The following is a 17,937-nucleotide window of genomic DNA, read 5'->3' on the forward strand; positions in this document are numbered from 1 at the left end:
GGGGGGGGGGGGGGGGGGGGGGGGGGGGGGGGGGGGGTGGGGGGGGGGGGGGTGAGGGGGGGGTGGGGGGGGAGGGGGGGGGGGCGGCCCCCCCCCCCCCCCCCGCTTCTCTGATCCCGGCCGCCCGAAGCGCGCCCCCCGAAGCCCAGCCCCGCCCCGCGCCCTACAAGTAGTCCTCCAGGCGGCCTATGCGGTAGCCCTGTTCCTGGATGCGTTGGAGCATGCGCGTCGTCATCTGGGTTTCCGTCGTGCCCTTGAGTTCGGCCGGGCCGCGGAAGTGGGCCAGGATGATGTCGCCCGGGTGGAGGGCGGAGCCCTCGGCGTACTGGAAGTTGTTGATCTGCATCGACACCCGCCACAGCACCAGGGACGAGACACCGCACTCCGAGGCTGCCCGGAGGGTGTCGTCGTTGTAGTTGCCGAAGGGCGGGCGGAAGAGCGGCGGGCGGCTGCCGAAGCGCTGTTGCAAGTGGTCCTGCTGGCCGCATATCTCCGCCTTCTGCGCCGCGAAGGAGAGCGTCCGGAGGTTCGGGTGGGTCAGCGTGTGGTTGTTTATCGTGCTGCCGGAGCCGTTGTCGCGGAGCTTCTCGAAGTGCCCGTAGTCCGACGACGCGACACTGTGCGTCAGGAACATGCTGATGGGCAGCTTCAGGTCGGCCGCCATCTTGAGGAACTCGGGGTCCTTCTCGGCGCCGTCGTCGAAGGTCAGGAAGACCACCTTCTCCCCGGCCGGCACGGGTATTCGGTCTATCACCGGGACCTTGCCGGGTGCCGCCTGCGGGATCTGCGGCTTCTGGGCGGGCTTCGGCGCGTAGGCGAGCGGGGCCGTCAGGCCCCATTTCCGGTACGCCTCGTCGCCCGCGCCCCCCGGCGCCGGTGTCGCGGGCGCCGACGGCTTCGCGGCGTCGGCACCCCTCGAATCCTTCGAATCCTTCGGGTCCTTCGGGTCCTGGGACGCGGACTCCGTCCCCTGCGTCGTGCGGCCCAGTCGTCCACTGCTGTCCGCGCTGTCCCCGCACCCCGTCAGGGACAGCGCGAGCGCGCCGGCCGCCAGCGTTCCGGCTACGAACCGGCGCGCGTGCTTCACAGATAATCCTCCAGGCGAGCCACGGCGTACCCCTTGTCCGTGACGGTCTTCATGACATGACGGATCATGTCAGGCATCGTGCCCTTCCAGTCCTCCTTACCCCGGAAGTGCGTGAGGATGATGTCACCGGGGTGCAGGTCCCGGTCCCACTCGCGGTAGTCCATGCGGTTGGTGAACGCCTCGGCGTTCCACAGCGGGACGGCCTTGATGCCGCAGGACTTCGCCGCGCGCAGCGTGTCCTGGTTGTAGTTGCCGTACGGCGGCCGGAAGAGGGTCGGCCGCTTGCCGAACTGCTTCTGGATGGTGTCCTGCTGACCGCAGATCTCCTCGCGCTGCTGCTCGTACGACAGGCCGGGCATGTAGCGGTGGTTCATCGTGTGGTTGTTCAGGGTGACGCCGGCGGCCTGCATCTCCTTGAAGTACGGGTAGTTGTCCCGCACGAGGTAGTCGCTGAGGAAGGCCGTGTACGGGATCTTCAGCTCCTTCATCATCTTCAGGAACTCGGGGTCCTTCTCCGACCCGTCGTCGATCGTCAGGAAGACGACCTTGTCCTCGGTCGGGACGGTGGTGAAGACCGGCGGGTACTCCTCCTGGTCCTCGACCTCGAAGCCGTCGCGCGTGGTGATCTCGTGCTTCTCCTTCGGCGCGGGCGGGGCGGCGAGCGGCGTCTTGCGCAGCCCCCACCGCTTCGCCGCGGCGACGCGCGCCTGCTGGGCCGCCTTGGCCTTCTCGGCGGCGCTGAGCGCGCCCGCGGCGCCCGCCTCGGCGGCCTTGGCGGCCTTGGCGGCCTTCTCCTTCGCGGCCTTGTCCGGCCCGTCGGATCCGCCGGAGCCGCATGCCGTTCCGAGGGCGGCGACGAGCAGGGCTGCCACGGCCACCCCGAACCGGCTGCGCGGACCTGCCGCATACCGGTGACCCTGTTGCGAGTTATGTTCCTTTTGTCGTACTAGCTGCATAGCAGCGCATCCTGGCACCCGACACACGGGTTTCCCGGAAGACACCGCGAACGCGGTCGCACCTTCCTTCGACTGGCCCACACCGTCCGGGTCCGGTCCGCCCCGTCGCCGACAATGGGTCCGTGACCCCCGAAGACTTCGCCGCCCTCCTCACCCCCGAGGGCCGCGCCCTCCTCGACTCGCTGCGCGACCACGACCCCGCCCAGGAGCTGGCCGTGGCCACCCGCCTGCGCCGCGAGCACCCCGCCGGGCTGGTCTCCGCCGCGCTCGGGCAGGCCCGGCTGCGGCAGCGCGCGGTGGCGAAGTTCGGCGCCGAGGACGCCTTCCGGATGTTCTTCACGCCCGGCGGCGGCGAGATGGCCACCCGCGCGTCCGTGGCCTCGTACCGGGCGGAGCGGCTCGCGGCCCTCGGCGTACGCAGCCTCGCGGACCTGTGCTGCGGCATCGGCGGCGACGCCCTCGCCCTGGCCCGGCTCGGCATCCGGGTGCTCGCGGTGGACCGCGACCCGCTGACGGTCGCCGTCGCGCGGGCCAACGCCGAGGCGCTGGGGCTGGCGGACCTGATCGAGGTCCGGGAAGCGGACGTGACCGAGGTGGACACCTCCGGCTACGACGCCGTCTTCATCGACCCGGCGCGGCGCGGCGGCCGCGGGCGGGTCTTCGACCCGGAGTCGTACTCGCCGCCGCTGTCCTGGGCCGTCGCCACCGCCCGTACGGCGAAGTACGCGGCCATCAAGATCGCCCCCGGGATCCCGCACGAGGCCGTGCCGGAGGAGGCCGAGGCCGAGTGGATCTCCGACCAGGGGGACGTCAAGGAGGCGGTGCTCTGGTTCGGGACCACGCCCGGGACCGTGCGCGCCACCCTGCTGCCCGGGCCGCGCGAGCTGCGGACCGCCGATCCACTGCCCGATCCGCCGGCCGGGCCGGTCGGCCGCTGGCTGTACGAGCCCGACGGCGCCGTCATCCGCGCCCACCTGGTCGCCGAGGTCGCCGAACAGCTGGAGGGCCGGCTCATCGACCCGACCATCGCGTACGTCACCGCCGACGAGCTGCGCGCGACGCCGTACGCGACCGCGTACGAGATCACGGACGTGCTGCCGTTCGGCCTGAAGAAGCTGAAGGCCCTGCTGCGCGAGCGCGGGGTCGGCATCCTGACCGTGAAGAAGCGCGGCTCCGCGGTCGAGCCGGAGGAGCTGCGCAAGAAGGTCAAACCGCAGGGCCCGAACTCCGCGACGGTCTTCCTGACCCGGGTGGCGGGCGCTCCGTCGATGCTGATCGGCCACCCGGCCGGGCCGCCTGCGGCGACGCCCGCCCCGTGACCTCCGCAGGGCCGCGCCCAGGCCGCTGCCGCTAGGCCGCGGGCGTCGTGCGGGTGATGCGCAGGGCCCAGCGGTAGTGGGCGGCGGCCTTCGCGATGCCCAGGAGGGCGGTGATCCACAGGATCATGCCGAGGCCCATGTAGTACGCGACCTCGCCGTACGTCTCCTGGCCGGGGCGGGCCGAGACGGCGACGCCGAAGGTCACCCACAGCCCGGCCGCGCCCAGGGCGAGGGAGGCCAGCAGCCAGGCCAGGCTCCGGCCCGGCGCGCGCATCCGGGCGTCGGCCTGCGGGTCCCGGCCCGCCTCGGCCCACGCGTACAGCAGCCGCCGCACCTCGCGGTCGCGCCGGGCGCCCCACGCGAACCAGAACCCGGCCGGGACCAGCACGCCGGCGCCCAGTACGAGGAAGACGAGCGCGAGGACGAACGAGACCGGGTCGCCCTGCTCGAAGGCCATCAGGGCCATGCCCACGAAGGACCAGCCGAGGGCGAAGACGGCCGAGACGGCCCAGAGCAGCAGCAACCGCCCGATGCCCAGGCTGCGTTGGCCCAGGTCGTGCAGGAAGCGGGCTCGGTCGGCCCGTACGTGGCCCTCGTCCGGCCAGGCTCGCAGGTGCGCGGGCGGCGGCGGAGGCGGCAGGTCACGGCGAGGCATGCACATGACCATAGCCGCAGCCGGGCGCCACGCCCGGACCCGGGCCGGAGCGGGCCGGAGCGGGCCGGAGCCGTCAGGCCCCGTCGACCTCCACCGACTCGAACCGCCAGCGGTGCACCGCCCGCGTGATCAAGTCGGCCGCGGGTTCCGGCAGTTCGGGAAGGTCCGCCGAAACCCCTTCGGCCGCCTCCCACCAGGTGAGCACGAGCACCCGGTCCTGCGGCGCCCGGAACACCTCGCGGCGTACCGGCTCCCGCGCCAGGACCTGGGCCCTCGCCCACTCCAGGAGTTCGTTGCCCCGGCCGTCGGCGGCCCGGGCCTCCCACATCAGCGCGACGGTGCTCATGAGTAGAGGTTGTCCTTGCTCAGCTCGTGCACGTGGTCATGGTCGTGGCCGTGGCCGTGGCCGTGCGCATGACCGTGGTCGTGGTCGTGGCCGTGGCCGTCGCCGCCCCCGTGGGACGTCCCCGGCACGTGCGGGTCCGTCACCGGCAGCGAGGAGTCCGCGGACAGGTCCCAGTCGGAGGGGGCCCGGTTCCGCTTGACCATCTCCGCGCCCAGCGCCGCCACCATCGCGCCGTTGTCCGTGCACAGCTTCGGCCGCGGCACCCGCAGCACGATCCCCGCGTCGTCGCAGCGCTCCTGCGCCAGCGACCGCAGCCGGGAGTTGGCGGCCACACCGCCGCCGATCATCAGGTGGTCGACGCCCTCGTCCTTGCACGCCCGGATCGCCTTGCGCGTCAGCACGTCCACCACGGCCTCCTGGAAGGACGCCGCCACGTCGCGCACCGGCACCTCCTCGCCGGCGTTCCGCTTCGCCTCGATCCAGCGCGCGACGGCCGTCTTCAGCCCGGAGAACGAGAAGTCGTACGCCGCGTCGCGCGGCCCCGTCAGCCCGCGCGGGAAGTGGATCGCCTTCGGGTCGCCCTCGCGCGCGAGCCGGTCGATGACCGGGCCGCCGGGGAAGCCCAGCTGGAGCACGCGCGCGATCTTGTCGAAGGCCTCGCCCGCCGCGTCGTCGATGGTCGCGCCCAGCGGCCGTACGTCGGAGGTGATGTCGGGGGCCAGCAGCAGCGAGGAGTGCCCGCCGGAGACGAGCAGCGCCATCGTGGGCTCCGGCAGCGGGCCGTGCTCCAGCTGGTCCACGCAGATGTGCGAGGCCAGGTGGTTGACCCCGTAGAGCGGCTTGCCCAGCGCGTACGCGTACGCCTTGGCCGCCGAGGTGCCCACGAGCAGTGCCCCCGCGAGGCCCGGCCCGGCCGTGACCGCGATGCCGTCGAGGTCGCGGGCGCTGACCCCGGCCTCCTTCAGGGCGCGCTCGATGGTGGGGACCATCGCCTCCAGGTGGGCCCTCGAGGCCACCTCGGGCACGACGCCGCCGAAGCGGGCGTGCTCGTCGACGCTCGACGCGATGGCGTCCGCGAGCAGGGTGGTGCCGCGGACGACGCCGACGCCGGTCTCGTCGCAGGACGTCTCGATTCCGAGGACGAGCGGTTCGTCAGCCATTGCTCTCACTGCTCTCAGTTCGTGCTTGTGCGGGGTCGGTCAGTCGCATGACGAGCGCGTCGACGTTGCCGGGCTGGTAGTAGCCGCGCCGGAAGCCGATGGGCTCGAAGCCGAAGCGCTCGTAGAGCTTCTGGGCGCGGGTGTTGTCCACCCGCACCTCCAGCAGCACCTCGGCGCATTCGAAGGCGGTGGCGGCCCGCAGCAGGTCGGTCAGGAGCCGGGCGCCGAGCCCGGTCCCCCACTGGTCGCGGGCGGCCGCGATGGTCTGTACGTCGGCCAGGTCACCGGCGGCGGCCAGCCCGGCGTATCCCACGAGCCGGCCCGACGCGTCCTCGGCCACGACGTAGCGTCGGGTGGCCTGCGGGCCGCGGGCGTGGGCGAGCTCGGACCAGAACATCCCGGCGGACCAGGCGTCCTCGGGGAACAGCTCGTGCTCCAGTTCCAGCACGGGCTCGATATCCCACCAGCGCATCTCGCGCAGCACGGCATCGGGGGCGGGCGTCACTGCGGGGTGACCACCTTGTAGTTCTTGGGCACCTGCGCGTCGGGCCGGCGCAGGTAGAGCGGGGTCGGCGGCAGGAAGTCCGCCCCCGCCGCCAGTCGTTCCGCCGCCAGGGAGGCCAGCGCGGCGGCGGACTGGTGCTCGGGGCCGCGGGCGTCCGGGAACACCTCGGGGTACAGGAGCGCGCCCTGGCCCACCGCGGGGATCCCCGCGACCTGCTCGGCGATCTCGGCCGGGCGGTCCACGGCGGGCTCGCCGGCACGCGTGCGCGGGTCCTCGTACCGGGCCCAGTAGACCTCCTTGCGCCGCGCGTCGGTGGCGACGGTGAAGGGGCCCTCGATCCCGGCGGTGCCGGCGGCGTAGGCGAGGCCGTCGAGCGTGCACAGTCCGTGCACGGGCACGCCCAGCACGGCGGCGAAGGTGGTGGCGGTGACGAGGCCGACGCGCAGTCCGGTGTAGGGGCCGGGGCCGACCCCGACGACGATGCCGGTGACGGCGTCGAGCTTCACCCCGGCCTCGGCGAGGACCCGGTCCACGGAGGGCAGCAGGAGCTCCCCGTGGCGGCGGGCGTCGACCTGGTTCGACTCGGCGAGGACGTTCTCGCCGTCGTGCAGGGCGACGGTGACGGCGGGCGTGGCGGTATCTACAGCGAGCAGGAGCACGCGAACAGCCTACGACTCCCGCGGCCGCGCCCCTTGCGGCCGGTCGAAAAGGGGGGCGGCTGCTACCTTTCGACCGAGGGATCACTGAGGTGTCGGTCGAGCCGTCGGCCGAACTGCCGGTCGAAGCATCGGCCGGGGGTCGGTCAGCGCGGAGAGGTGGAGCAAGGTGGCACGCAGCAGCTCGGGAATCGTGGCCGGGCTCACGATCGCGGCGGTGGCGGCGGTCGGTTTCCTCGGCTACCAGGCCTCCGCCACGGCGCCGCCGCGCCCTCCGAAGGCGGCCGCCCAGAACCCGGCCCCCGCTCCGAGCCAGCCCGCCGCCAAGCAGGACGCGGCGAAGCCCGTCCCCGTGCCGGAGGGCTCCGGCACGGGGACGCGCGTCGTGTACTCGGTGGGTCAGAAGCGGGTGTGGCTGGTGGGCGAGGGCGGTCAGGAGCCGAAGTCGTTCACGGTGATGCCGAGCACGGTGCATCCGAAGGCGGGCGCCTACATCGTCGGTTCGCGCTCCGGTTCGGTCACCGGCTCGGACGGCGTGCCGATCGAGCACGTCGTGCGGTTCGCCACCGCCGAGGGTGTGGCGGTCGGTTTCAGTGCCCGGCTGGACGGCGCGACGCCGGCGCCCGACGCGGCGAAGAAGACCGGCGGGATCCGCATGACGCGCGCCGACGGCGACGCGATGTGGGCCTTCGCGACGATCAACTCGAAGGTCGTCGTCGTTCCCTGACCGGTAGCCCCGGCCTTCACCCGTACGTGCGACTCAGGCCGCTTCGGATTCCGGAGCGGCCTCTTCGCGCGCGGCGCCGTCCTGCGGCCCGCCCGGTACGTCTTCTCGTACGGGCGGGGTCGAGACGGCGGTGGCGGCCACTCCGGCGGCGAGCAGCGTCCGCATGGAGACGGCGGACGGGCGGGGATCGCGCTGTGCTCCTGCTGGTGCCGACATGGCTGCCTCCTCGACCCCGGGACACCGAACTTAGGCATACCTAAGAAACTCTCGGTACCATGTCACCACGAGGGCCGCCACCAGCGCAATATCTTGCCGACGAGTTGTCGGTACGTTTACTCCGAGAAGGCGCCGGCCAGTGAGTCCAGCCCGGCCCCGGCGCTCCAGCGCGCCCCGACCCCGCGCACCGCGACCTCGCGCACGTCGTCCAGCACCTCCTCGTGGCCGACGGCGCGTGCGATCACCACGTGCAGCCGGTCGTCGGAAAGCTCCTCCACCTTGCCGTCGCCCCACTCCACGACGACCACGGACTCGGGCAGCGAGACGTCGAGGTCCAGGTCCTCCATCTCCTCGAGCCCGCCACCCAGGCGGTACGCGTCCACGTGCACCAGCGCCGGCCCGCCGGTCAGCGAGGGGTGCACGCGGGCGATCACGAAGGTCGGCGAGGTCACGGCCCCGCGCACGCCCAGGCCCTCGCCCAGGCCGCGGGTCAGCGTGGTCTTGCCCGCCCCGAGCTCGCCGGTCAGCAGGACGAGGTCGCCGGGGCGCAGCAGCGCGGCGATCCTGCGGCCCAACTCCTGCATCTCGTCCGGGGAGCCGACGGTGATCCGGGTCTCTGCGCTGCCCTCGGCCTCAGGTGCCGGCGCCTGGCTGCGCTGTGCTTCCAGCGGTACTTCTTCCATGCGCGCCAACGTTAGTCGGTGTGGGGACCGGGACCGCGCCGGTCTGCGCCAGCAGTCCGGTGAGCAGCCGCGTCACGGTCTCCGGACGCTCCAGCATCATCAGGTGCCCGGTGGACTCCAGGACCACGAGGTCGGCGCCCGGCAGCGCCTCCTTGATGGCCACGCTGTGCCCCGGCGGGGTGATCATGTCCTTGTCGCCGGCGATGACGGTGACCGGGATGTCCGCGAACAGCCGGAGCGCGGCCGTCTTGTCGTGGGTCTGGAAGGCGGGGTAGAACTCGGCGACCACGTCGATCGGGGTGGCCTCGATGAGCCGCTCCGCGAAGCGGGTGACGCCCGGGTCCACGTCCCGGGAACCGAACGAGTACATCTTGATCATGCCGGCGAACAGGTCGGCGGTGGCCCGCCGGCCCTTCTCCACCAGCTCCACCTGCGAGCCGAGCGCCTTCAGTACGCTCGGCAGGATCCGGCGCACGGCGCCCACCCCGACGGACGGCAGCCCGTACGTCACCTCGTCCAGGCGGCCGCTGGAGGTGCCGACCAGGGCCACGCCGACCACGCGCTCGCGCACCAGGTCGGGGAACTGCTCGGCGAGTCCCATGATGGTCATTCCGCCCATCGAGTGACCCACGAGGATCAGCGGGCCCTCGGGGGCGGCGGCGTCGATGACGGTCTTCAGGTCGCGGCCGAGCTGCTCCATGGTCAGCGGCTCGCCGTCCGCCTGGGCGAGGCCGCGCGCGCTGCGGCCGTGGCTGCGCTGGTCCCAGTAGACCGCGCGGACCATTCCGCGCAGGGCGGCGCGCTGGAAGTGCCAGGAGTCCTGGCTGAGGCAGTAGCCGTGGCAGAAGACGACGGTGGCCGGGGGCGCGGCCTTGCGCCGCAGCCGGCGGCGCTTGCCCTCGTCGGGCACCTCTTCGACCTCGTAGTACAGCTCGGTGGCGTCCTCGGCCCGGCAGGTCCCCTCCGTGCCGCGCAGGGAGCCGTAGTCCCCGGCGGCGTCGAGGGCCAGGCGCGCCTTCATGCGCATGCCGCGCCCCACGGTGATCCGTTCGACCGCGACACCGGCCGCCGCGCCTGCGGCTATCACGCCGATGGCGGCGCCGGCCCAGCCGGCCTTGCGCCAGTTCTCGCTCACGCCGCCGCCCTCACTCCGCTCGCTCAGCCGCCCAGGTACACCCGGGGCACACGGCCACCGATACGGGTGACGATCTCATACGCGATCGTGTGCGCCGCTTGTGCCCAGTCCTCGGCGGTGGGTTCACCGCGTTCCGCGTCCCCGAAGATGACGGCTTCGTCGCCGACGAGGGCGTGGTCTCCCTCCAAGTCGACCACGAACTGGTCCATGGCGACGCGTCCGGCGACCTGGCGGATCCGGCCGGCGACGAGCACCGGACCGCGCCCGGAGGCGTTGCGCGGGATGCCGTCGGCGTAGCCGGCCGGGACCAGCGCGAGGTTCGTCTCGGTCCCGGTGACGTAGTGGTGGCCGTAGCTGACGCCGTGCCCGGCGGGGACGGTCTTGACCAGGGCCAGGGAGGCCTTGAGGGTCATCGCGGGCCGCAGGCCCAGCTGGGCCGGGGTGCCGAGCTCGGGCGCGGGCGAGACCCCGTAGACGGCCAGCCCGCAGCGCACCAGGTCGAAGTGGGACTCGGGCAGGGTGAGGGTGGCCGGCGAGTTGGCGATGTGCCGGACCTCGGGCTCGACGCCCTCCTTCTCGGCGTAGGCGAGCATGTCGCGGAAGGCGGCGAGCTGGAGCTGGATGGAGGGGTGGCCGGGCTCGTCGGCGCAGGCGAAGTGCGACCAGACGCCGGTGACCCGGACGGTGCCCTCGGCCTGGGCGGCGACGGCCGCCCCGACCAGGGCCTCCCATTCGGCGGGCTGGCAGCCGTTGCGGCCGAGGCCGGTGTCGGCCTTGAGCTGGATGCGCGCGGTCCGGCCCGCGGCGCGGGCGGCCGCGCGTACCTCGTCGAGGGCCCACATACCGCTGACGGACACGTCGATGTCGGCCTCGACGGCCTCCCGCCAGGGCCCGCCGGGGGTCCAGAGCCAGCACATGAGGCGCCCCCGGACGCCGGCGGCGCGCAGCGCGAGGGCCTCGTCGGGCGTGGCGGTCCCCAGCCAGGTGGCACCGGCCTCCTGGGCGGCCTTGGCGCACTCCAGCGCCCCGTGCCCGTAGGCGTTCGCCTTGACCACGGCCATCAACTCGGCCCGGGGTGCCCGCTCGCGCAGTGCGCGCACGTTCTCCCGTACAGCACCAAGATCGATCTCGGCGTACACGCGCGTCGGTGTCTCGTTCATCGCCCCCAGTCTCTCAGAACCCCCACCCTGCCTCTCAGCCCCGCCGCGCCCTTCCGGCGGCGCCGCACCAATCCGGCCCGGCCGGCGTTTGAGGCGCGGGGTCTGGGCCGGGCCCTGTCATTTCGGCCCCGCCGCACCAATCCAGCCCCGCCGGCCTTTGAGGCGCGGGGTCCGGGGCGGGCCCTGTCATTTCGGCCCCGCCGCACCCATACAGCCCCGCCGGCGTTTGAGGCGCGGGGTCCGGGGCGGGCCCTGTCAGCTCGGCCCCGCCGCACCCATCCAGCCCCGCCGGCGTTTGAGGCGCGGGGTCCGGGGCGGAGCCCCGGTCTGTGAGCCGCGCCGGCGCCCGGGCGCGGGGGGCCGCTGCGCGGAGCGTTCTCCCCGCCCCGCCCTTTCACCGTTTCCCGGGGCTCCGCCCCTGACCTCGCTCCTCAAACGCCGGAGGGGCTGGAATGGCGCGGCGCGCGGTCACGGGTGGGCGGCGTTGCGCCACGCAGTGGGGAGGGCCTCGGCCAGCTGGTGGGCCAGGAGGGGGCCGCCGGTGAGTCGGGCGGCCAGGCCGTGGAGGTACGCCGCCACCGCACCCGCGTCCGCCCCCGACAGCCCCGCCGCCAGCAATGACCCCGCCAGCCCCGACAGCACGTCCCCGCTGCCCGCGGTGGCCAGCCAGGAACTCCCCGTCGGATTCACCCGAACCGCGCAACCGCCGGAGGCGACCAGCGTGGTCGACCCCTTCAGCAGGACCGTCGCCCCGTACCCGGCCTCCAGCTTCCGCACCGCCTCCAGCCGCCCCGCCTCCACCGACTCCCGCGAGACCCCCAGCAGCGCCGCCGCCTCCCCCGCGTGCGGGGTCAGCAGCGTCGGCGCCGTACGGGCCCGCAGCACGTCCGCGTCCAGCCCGCGCAGCCCGTCCGCGTCGACCAGCACCGGTACGTCTTCCGCGAGCAGGTCCGCGACCTCGCCCGCGCGTCCCTCCCCCAGCCCCGGCCCGACCACCCACGCCTGCACCCGGCCGGGCCCGATCAGCGTCTCCGGGTACCGCGCGAGCACGGCCTCCGCCGCCGGCCCCACGTACCGCACCGCGCCCGCTCCGCCCCGCAGCGCTCCGGCCACGGCCAGTACCGCCGCCCCCGGGTACCGCGCGGAGCCGGCGGCGATCCCGACCACGCCCCGCCGGTACTTGTCGCTCGACGCCGTCGGCTTCGGCAGCAGCCCCGCGACCTCCGCGTGCTGCAAGGCCTCCACCTGCGGCGACGGCAGCTCCAGCCCGATGTCCACCAGCCGCACCACCCCCGCCCGCGAGGCCCCGGGGTCGATCAGCAGACCGGGCTTGTACGCCCCGAAGGTCACGGTCACGTCGGCCGTGACGGCAGGACCCGCCACCTCGCCGGTGTCCGCGTCCACCCCGCTCGGCAGGTCCACGGCCACCACCGGGACCCCCGACGGGATCCGTTCCACGAGCGCGGCCGCGGCCGGCCGCAGGCCGCCCTTCCCGCCGATCCCGAGCAGCCCGTCGAGTACGAGGTCCGCGCGGTGCGGGACGGCCTCCTCGACCCGGCCTCCGGCGGCCCGCAGCGCGGCCAGCCCGCCCGGGTGCATCCGTTCGGGGTCCATCGGCACCGCCGTCACCGCGGCCCCGCGCCGGGCGAGCCGCGCCCCCGCGTAGAGCGCGTCACCCCCGTTGTCGCCGGGCCCGACCAGCAGCACGACCCGGGACCCGTACACCCGTCCGAGCAGCCGCGCGCACACGGCGGCCAGTCCGGCCGCCGCCCGCTGCATCAGGGCGCCTTCGGGCAGCCGGGCCATCAACTCCCGCTCGGCGGCCCGTACGGTCTCCACGCTGTAAGCAGTACGCATGGCACCAGCCTGCCCCACGCCGGGCGTCAGCCGCCGGGCGTCAGCCCTCGGCGATCACCACGGCGGAGGCGACGCCGGCGTCGTGGCTCAGCGAGATGTGCCACGACTTGACGCCCAGCGCCAGTGCCCGCGCCTCCACCGTCCCCGACACCCGCAGCCTCGGCTGCCCGCTGTCCTCCACGTACACCTCGGCGTCGGTCCACAGCATTCCGGCGGGCGCGCCGAGCGCCTTGGCCAGCGCCTCCTTCGCGGCGAACCGCGCGGCGAGCGAGGCGGTCCCGCGCCGCTCGCCGCTCGCCAGCGTCAACTCGGCGTCGACGAACAGCCGCTGCGCGAGGCCCGGCGTGCGCTCCAGCGCCGCGCCGAACCGTTCGATCTCCGCCACGTCGATCCCGACGCCGATAATCACGTCCTACAGCTCCAGCCAGGTCACTACTCCACGGTCACGGACTTTGCGAGGTTACGCGGCTGGTCCACCTCGTTCCCCCGCGCCGTCGCCAGTTCGCACGCGAAGACCTGCAGGGGCACGGTCGCCACCAGCGGCTGGAGCAGCGTCGGCGTCGCCGGGATCCGGATCAGGTGGTCGGCGTACGGGACGACCGCCTCGTCGCCCTCCTCCGCGATCACGATGGTCCGCGCCCCGCGCGCCCGGATCTCCTGGATGTTCGACACGATCTTGTCGTGGAGCACGGAGCGTCCGCGCGGCGACGGTACGACGACCACCACCGGCAGGTCCTTCTCGATCAGCGCGATCGGCCCGTGCTTGAGCTCGCCCGCCGCGAAGCCCTCGGCGTGCATGTACGCGAGCTCCTTGAGCTTGAGCGCGCCCTCCAGCGCCACCGGGTAGCCGACGTGGCGTCCGAGGAACAGCACGGTGTCCTTGTCGGCGAGGGAGCGCGCGAGCTGCCGTACCGGCTCCATGGTCTCCAGGACGGTGTCCACCGCCGCGGCGATGTCGGACAGTTCGCGGACCACGGCCTGGATCTCGTCGCCCCACTTCGTCCCCCGCACCTGCCCGAGGTACAGCGCCACGAGGTAGCAGGCGACGAGCTGCGTCAGGAACGCCTTCGTCGAGGCGACGGCCACCTCCGGGCCCGCGTGCGTGTAGAGCACGGCGTCCGATTCGCGCGGGATCGTGGACCCGTTCGTGTTGCAGACGGCCAGCACCCTGGCGCCCTGCTCGCGCGCGTGCCGCAGCGCCATCAGGGTGTCCATGGTCTCGCCGGACTGGGAGATCGCGACGACCAGGGTCCGCTGGTCCAGGATCGGGTCGCGGTAGCGGAACTCGCTCGCCAGCTCCGTCTCGCACGGGATGCGGGTCCAGTGCTCGATGGCCAGCTTCGCGATCATGCCCGCGTGGTAGGCCGTACCGCACGCCACGATCACGACCTTGTCGACCTCCCGGAGCACCGAGACGGGGATGCGCACCTCGTCGAGGGTCAGCGAGCCGCTCGCGTCGATCCTGCCCAGGAGGGTGTCGGCGACGGCCTTCGGCTGCTCGGCGATCTCCTTGAGCATGAAGTAGTCGTAGCCGCCCTTCTCGGCCGCCGAGGCGTCCCAGTCCACGTGGTACGCCCGCACGTCCGCGGGCGCACCGTCGAAGGTGGTCACCGTGACCCCTTCGCGGCGCAGCTCCACGACCTGGTCCTGGCCGAGCTCGATCGCGGACCGGGTGTGGGCGATGAACGCGGCCACGTCCGAGGCGAGGAAGTTCTCGCCTTCGCCGACGCCCACCACCAAGGGCGAGTTGCGGCGCGCGCCGACCACCACGTCCGGCTCGTCGGCGTGCACGGCGACCAGGGTGAAGGCGCCCTGCAGACGCCGGCACACCTGCCGCATGGACTCCGCGAGGTCGCCCGTCGCCGAGAAGTGCTCGGCCAGCAGGTGCGCCACGACCTCGGTGTCCGTCTCGGACTCCAGCCGGTGTCCGCGCTCGGCGAGTTCGGCGCGCAGCTCGGCGAAGTTCTCGATGATGCCGTTGTGCACGACGGCGACCCGGCCCGAGTTGTCGAGGTGCGGGTGGGCGTTGACGTCGGTGGGGCCGCCGTGGGTCGCCCACCGGGTGTGCCCGAGTCCCGTGGAGCCGGCCGGCAGCGGGTGCCCGACCAGCTCCTTCTCCAGATTGACGAGCTTGCCGGCCTTCTTGGCGGCGGCCAGGCTGCCGTCCGAGAGCACGGCGACGCCTGCCGAGTCGTAGCCGCGGTACTCCAGCCGCTTGAGTCCGGCGATGACCACATCGAGCGCAGACTGCGCTCCCACGTAACCCACAATTCCGCACATAGGCCGCAGCGTACGCCGTAGTTGGCCCTGTGCCCCGTACCTGAACGAGACGAAAACCCCGCCCGGCGAATGAGCCGGAGCGGGGTTGACGTTCGGTCGGGCGGGGCTCAGCCGAGCTTCTTCACCTGCGCGGCCACGATGGCGGTCGGCTTCTCCGCGACGCCCAGGGCCGACGCGGTGTGGGTGGCCAGCACGTTGCCCTTGCGGACGACGACGGTCTCGGTCGTGACCTTCGTGCCCTCGACGTCGGCCTCCAGCGTCAGGGCGATCGCCTCGTCGCCGCCGGTGGCGGTGGAGGACGCCACCTTGTCGATCTTGGTGACCTCGCCCTCCATCGTCAGGCTGAAGCCGCCTGCGCACGCGGTGGCCGCGCTCTTGACGGCCGCGAAGGCCTCCTCCGCGCCCTTGCCCTCGTAGGAGGCGAGGGTGACCGAGGTCCGGGTGCCGGCGAGGGCCTTCAGCCCCGCGGCGGCCGCGTCCTCCGGGCTGGAGCCGCCCTTGGGCTTGGCGACGGCCTTCATCCGCGCCGTACCTGCGGCCGTGCCGACGACGGCCGTGCCCTGCGTCTTGACGACCGGCTGGCACTCGGTCTTGTCGCCCTTCGCGGCCTCGCCGATCGCCACCTCGTCCTTCGGGACGGCGACGACCACGTGGTCCGCCAGATCGGCCTGGGTCAGGATCAGGGCGGACAGCTCGGCGTCCGTCTTCGCCTTGGCGGCCGGGGCGGCCGGGGCCGACGAGGAGGCGGGTGCCGACGGCTTGGCGTCGGCCTTGGTGTCGGCCTTGTCGGAGCCGCAGGCGGTGGCGAGCAGGGCCAGGGACACCGCGGACGCGGCCACGACGGTACGACGGACAAGAGCGGTACGCACGAAAGATCTCCCCCATGGAGCAAACGACATCAGGGCAGCGCGAAAGATCCTCAGCGCTGCGGTGATCAACAATGTACGGGGCGTTCGATCAGGAGACCGGGGTTTTCCGCGTGGGCCCGGGATCGTGATCAGGGCGAGACCCCCTTCGCCCCGAATCGAGACCGGCCCGCCGCAACCGCCGCCCCGGCCCTCCCGCGGCCCCCGCGTACGTGACCGACCACACCACCCACAAGCGCCCCCGAGCCCCGACAATGGCGGTGTGATCACTTCGCCGCCACGAAGCAGCACGCCGGACGACGCAACGGAGCGACGCGGCCGGGAGGGGCACCCCACGCGCCCCGCCCACCGCCGGGGCCCCGAGGCCTCGCCGTACGTCGACCTCACCCGCGCCGAGTGGAGCGCCCTGCGCGAGCGGACCCCGCTGCCGCTGACCGCCGAGGAGGTGGAGCGGCTGCGCGGCCTCGGTGACGTCATCGACCTCGACGAGGTCCGCGACGTGTACCTGCCGCTCTCCCGCCTCCTGAACCTCTACGTCGGCGCCACCAGCAACCTCCGCGGCACCCTGAACACCTTCCTCGGGGACGCGGGCAACGGACACGGCGCCCAGCAGGGCACGCCCTTCGTCATAGGGGTCGCCGGTTCGGTCGCCGTCGGCAAGTCCACCGTCGCCCGCCTCCTGCAGGCCCTGCTCGCCCGCTGGCCCGAGCACCCGCGGGTGGAGCTGGTCACCACCGACGGGTTCCTGTACCCGATGAAGGAGCTCCAGCGGCGCGGCCTCACCTCCCGCAAGGGCTTCCCGGAGTCCTACGACCGCCGTGCGCTCACCCGTTTCGTCGCCGACATCAAGGCCGGAAAGGACGAGGTCAGGGCCCCGGTCTACTCGCACCTGATCTACGACATCGTCCCCGGCGAGGAGCTCGTGGTGCGCCGCCCGGACATCCTCATCGTCGAGGGCCTCAACGTGCTCCAGCCGGCCCTCCCGGGCACGGACGGCCGCACCCGCGTCGCGCTCGCCGACTACTTCGACTTCAGCGTGTACGTGGACGCGCGCCCGGAGGACATCGAGCGCTGGTACCTCAACCGCTTCCGGAAGCTGCGCGAGACCGCCTTCCAGAATCCTTTCTCCTACTTCCGCAAGTACACCCAGGTCTCCGAGGAGGAGGCCATGGAGTACGCGCAGACGATGTGGCGGACGATCAACAAGCCCAACCTGCTGGAGAACGTGGCGCCCACCCGCGGCCGGGCCACCCTCGTCGTCCGCAAGGGTCCGGACCACAAGGTGCAGAAGCTGAGCCTCCGCAAGCTCTGAGGGATTTCCCGCCCGGACAGCCCTTAGGGTGCGGGCATGCTGCATCTACGGATGATCACGCCACCCGACCGGACGGAGGCGGTGGTGGAGATCGTCGAGCGGACGGTCGGCACCACCCACCTGGCCGTACTGAAGGGCGCGGCGCGCGTGCCGCCGGGCGACCTCGTCCTGTGTGACGTCGCCCGCGAGGCCGGGGACGAACTGCTCCACGAGCTCCAGACGCTCGGCATCGACGAGGACGGCTCGATCGCCGTCGAGAACATCGACCTTTCGCTGTCGAAGCGGGCCGACGAGGCCGAGGAAGAGGCCCCGGGCGAGGCGGCCGACGCGGTGCTGTGGGAGCAGCTGACCGACGCCACCCACGAGGAGTCCACCCTCAGCATCACGTACAGCGCCTTCATGATCCTCGCGACCATGATCGCAGCCTGTGGCGTGGTGCTGGACAACGCGATCCTGATCGTGGGCGCGATGGCGGTCGGCCCGGAGTTCGGCCCCCTCGCGGGCGTGTGCGTCGGGGTCGTGCAGCGCGAGCGACGGCTCGCCCTGCGGTCCCTGTCCGCGTTGCTGATCGGCTTCGCGGCGGCGATCGTCGCGACCACCGTCTTCAGCCTCGGCATGGACGCGATCGGGCAGTTCCACGCGGGAATGCTGGACGATCCCCGCCCCAACACGGGCTTCATCTGGCAGCCGGACCCGTTCTCCTTCGTGGTCTCGCTGCTGGCCGGTGTGGCCGGGGTGCTCTCCCTGACCTCCGCGAAGTCCGGCGCGCTGGTCGGCGTGGCCATCTCGGTGACCACCGTCCCGGCCGGCGCGAACGCCGCGGTGGCCCTCAGCTACGGGGAGTTCGCCCAGATGTGGGGGTCGACGGAGCAGCTGCTGCTGAACCTGGGCGGGATCATGCTCGCCGGCGTCCTGACCCTGTACGGGCAGAAGGTGCTGTGGCGCACCCAGCGCGGCCGCTGGGTGCGCCGACCGAAGGCCTGAGGCGCGGCGCTCCGGCCGAGGACCTCACCCGCG

The 17,937-nt window shown here is 73.1% G+C and carries 19 protein-coding genes; 4 read left to right on the forward strand and 15 right to left on the reverse strand.

The window, feature by feature from the left end; all coding sequences use genetic code 11:
- Positions 1-163: 163 nt before the first annotated feature.
- Both ACZ6JT_RS12435 and ACZ6JT_RS12440 read right to left on the reverse strand, forming a co-directional pair.
- Entirely contained in the window at positions 164-1,087 is a 924-nt protein-coding gene (locus ACZ6JT_RS12435; protein ID WP_469209359.1) for a polysaccharide deacetylase family protein, read from the reverse strand.
- Positions 1,084-1,965 carry a polysaccharide deacetylase family protein gene (locus ACZ6JT_RS12440; RefSeq protein ID WP_469209360.1) on the reverse strand — a complete coding sequence of 294 codons (882 nt, stop codon included), beginning with the start codon at positions 1,963-1,965 and terminating at the stop codon, positions 1,084-1,086. The genes ACZ6JT_RS12435 and ACZ6JT_RS12440 overlap by 4 nt, the downstream gene beginning before the upstream one ends.
- A 200-nt stretch (positions 1,966-2,165) precedes the next feature.
- Here ACZ6JT_RS12440 and ACZ6JT_RS12445 point away from each other — a divergent pair, with 200 nt between their 5' ends.
- A complete protein-coding gene (locus ACZ6JT_RS12445) occupies positions 2,166-3,362 on the forward strand; it encodes a THUMP-like domain-containing protein (RefSeq protein WP_469209361.1) in 1,197 nt (398 codons plus the stop codon).
- Between the two features lie 31 nt (positions 3,363-3,393).
- On the opposite strand, the gene ACZ6JT_RS12450 is transcribed toward ACZ6JT_RS12445, so the two are convergent.
- The 5 genes from ACZ6JT_RS12450 to tsaB form a co-directional block, all read right to left on the reverse strand.
- Positions 3,394-4,017 (reverse strand): hypothetical protein, encoded by a 624-nt coding sequence (locus tag ACZ6JT_RS12450; protein WP_469209362.1) that lies wholly within the window; start codon positions 4,015-4,017, stop codon positions 3,394-3,396.
- Positions 4,018-4,090: 73 nt separating this feature from the next.
- Complete coding sequence (locus ACZ6JT_RS12455; RefSeq protein ID WP_469209363.1) at positions 4,091-4,363, reverse strand: hypothetical protein; 273 nt, start codon at positions 4,361-4,363, stop codon at positions 4,091-4,093.
- Positions 4,360-5,523, reverse strand: a complete 1,164-nt coding sequence (gene tsaD, locus ACZ6JT_RS12460; RefSeq protein WP_469209364.1) for a tRNA (adenosine(37)-N6)-threonylcarbamoyltransferase complex transferase subunit TsaD — start codon at positions 5,521-5,523, stop codon at positions 4,360-4,362. The genes ACZ6JT_RS12455 and tsaD overlap by 4 nt, the downstream gene beginning before the upstream one ends.
- A complete protein-coding gene (rimI, locus tag ACZ6JT_RS12465) occupies positions 5,516-5,995 on the reverse strand; it encodes a ribosomal protein S18-alanine N-acetyltransferase (RefSeq protein ID WP_469209656.1) in 480 nt (159 codons plus the stop codon). The genes tsaD and rimI overlap by 8 nt, the downstream gene beginning before the upstream one ends.
- Before the next feature lie 29 nt (positions 5,996-6,024).
- Positions 6,025-6,687, reverse strand: coding sequence for a tRNA (adenosine(37)-N6)-threonylcarbamoyltransferase complex dimerization subunit type 1 TsaB (gene tsaB / locus ACZ6JT_RS12470; RefSeq protein ID WP_469209365.1), 663 nt, complete (start codon positions 6,685-6,687; stop codon positions 6,025-6,027).
- 166 nt (positions 6,688-6,853) lie between these two features.
- On the opposite strand from tsaB, the gene ACZ6JT_RS12475 reads away from it, so the two are divergent.
- Entirely contained in the window at positions 6,854-7,411 is a 558-nt protein-coding gene (locus tag ACZ6JT_RS12475) for a hypothetical protein (RefSeq protein WP_469209366.1), read from the forward strand.
- Positions 7,412-7,444: 33 nt separating this feature from the next.
- On the opposite strand, the gene ACZ6JT_RS12480 is transcribed toward ACZ6JT_RS12475, so the two are convergent.
- From ACZ6JT_RS12480 to ACZ6JT_RS12515, 8 genes are all read right to left on the reverse strand, one after another.
- Entirely contained in the window at positions 7,445-7,627 is a 183-nt protein-coding gene (locus tag ACZ6JT_RS12480; RefSeq protein WP_469209367.1) for a hypothetical protein, read from the reverse strand.
- Between the two features lie 116 nt (positions 7,628-7,743).
- Positions 7,744-8,310, reverse strand: a complete 567-nt coding sequence (tsaE, locus tag ACZ6JT_RS12485) for a tRNA (adenosine(37)-N6)-threonylcarbamoyltransferase complex ATPase subunit type 1 TsaE (RefSeq protein ID WP_469209368.1) — start codon at positions 8,308-8,310, stop codon at positions 7,744-7,746.
- Positions 8,261-9,472, reverse strand: coding sequence for an alpha/beta fold hydrolase (locus ACZ6JT_RS12490; RefSeq protein WP_469209657.1), 1,212 nt, complete (start codon positions 9,470-9,472; stop codon positions 8,261-8,263). The genes tsaE and ACZ6JT_RS12490 overlap by 50 nt, the downstream gene beginning before the upstream one ends.
- Entirely contained in the window at positions 9,469-10,605 is a 1,137-nt protein-coding gene (gene alr / locus ACZ6JT_RS12495) for an alanine racemase (protein WP_469209369.1), read from the reverse strand. Before alr ends, ACZ6JT_RS12490 begins: the two co-directional genes overlap by 4 nt.
- A 468-nt stretch (positions 10,606-11,073) precedes the next feature.
- Entirely contained in the window at positions 11,074-12,462 is a 1,389-nt protein-coding gene (locus ACZ6JT_RS12500; protein ID WP_469209370.1) for an NAD(P)H-hydrate dehydratase, read from the reverse strand.
- Positions 12,463-12,502: 40 nt separating this feature from the next.
- Positions 12,503-12,871 (reverse strand): holo-ACP synthase, encoded by a 369-nt coding sequence (locus ACZ6JT_RS12505; RefSeq protein WP_469209371.1) that lies wholly within the window; start codon positions 12,869-12,871, stop codon positions 12,503-12,505.
- 23 nt (positions 12,872-12,894) lie between these two features.
- Complete coding sequence (gene glmS, locus ACZ6JT_RS12510; RefSeq protein WP_388475793.1) at positions 12,895-14,742, reverse strand: glutamine--fructose-6-phosphate transaminase (isomerizing); 1,848 nt, start codon at positions 14,740-14,742, stop codon at positions 12,895-12,897.
- Between the two features lie 107 nt (positions 14,743-14,849).
- The gene (locus ACZ6JT_RS12515) at positions 14,850-15,611 is read right to left on the reverse strand and encodes a hypothetical protein (protein WP_469209372.1); all 762 of its coding nucleotides are present in this window, start codon (positions 15,609-15,611) and stop codon (positions 14,850-14,852) included.
- A 259-nt stretch (positions 15,612-15,870) separates the two neighbouring features.
- Between ACZ6JT_RS12515 and coaA the strand changes: the two genes are divergently transcribed.
- Positions 15,871-16,920: a type I pantothenate kinase gene (gene coaA, locus ACZ6JT_RS12520; RefSeq protein WP_469209373.1), complete on the forward strand. Its 1,050-nt coding sequence runs from the start codon at positions 15,871-15,873 to the stop codon at positions 16,918-16,920.
- A 36-nt stretch (positions 16,921-16,956) separates the two neighbouring features.
- On the forward strand, positions 16,957-17,904 hold the full coding sequence (locus ACZ6JT_RS12525; protein ID WP_469209374.1) for a DUF389 domain-containing protein: 948 nt from the start codon (positions 16,957-16,959) through the stop codon (positions 17,902-17,904).
- Positions 17,905-17,937: the final 33 nt, after the last annotated feature.

This window comes from Streptomyces sp. NPDC046308 (assembly GCF_055588065.1).

Coding starts and splice junctions, on each gene's coding strand:
- ACZ6JT_RS12455 (WP_469209363.1), bottom strand. CDS start 4,363: ATGAGCACCGTCGCGCTGATGTGGGAGGCCCGGGCCGCCGACGGCCGG.
- ACZ6JT_RS12450 (WP_469209362.1), bottom strand. CDS start 4,017: ATGCCTCGCCGTGACCTGCCGCCTCCGCCGCCGCCCGCGCACCTGCGA.
- ACZ6JT_RS12480 (WP_469209367.1), bottom strand. CDS start 7,627: ATGTCGGCACCAGCAGGAGCACAGCGCGATCCCCGCCCGTCCGCCGTC.
- alr (WP_469209369.1), bottom strand. CDS start 10,605: ATGAACGAGACACCGACGCGCGTGTACGCCGAGATCGATCTTGGTGCT.
- tsaD (WP_469209364.1), bottom strand. CDS start 5,523: ATGGCTGACGAACCGCTCGTCCTCGGAATCGAGACGTCCTGCGACGAG.
- tsaE (WP_469209368.1), bottom strand. CDS start 8,310: ATGGAAGAAGTACCGCTGGAAGCACAGCGCAGCCAGGCGCCGGCACCT.
- rimI (WP_469209656.1), bottom strand. CDS start 5,995: ATGCGCTGGTGGGATATCGAGCCCGTGCTGGAACTGGAGCACGAGCTG.
- ACZ6JT_RS12525 (WP_469209374.1), top strand. CDS start 16,957: ATGCTGCATCTACGGATGATCACGCCACCCGACCGGACGGAGGCGGTG.
- ACZ6JT_RS12500 (WP_469209370.1), bottom strand. CDS start 12,462: ATGCGTACTGCTTACAGCGTGGAGACCGTACGGGCCGCCGAGCGGGAG.
- glmS (WP_388475793.1), bottom strand. CDS start 14,742: ATGTGCGGAATTGTGGGTTACGTGGGAGCGCAGTCTGCGCTCGATGTG.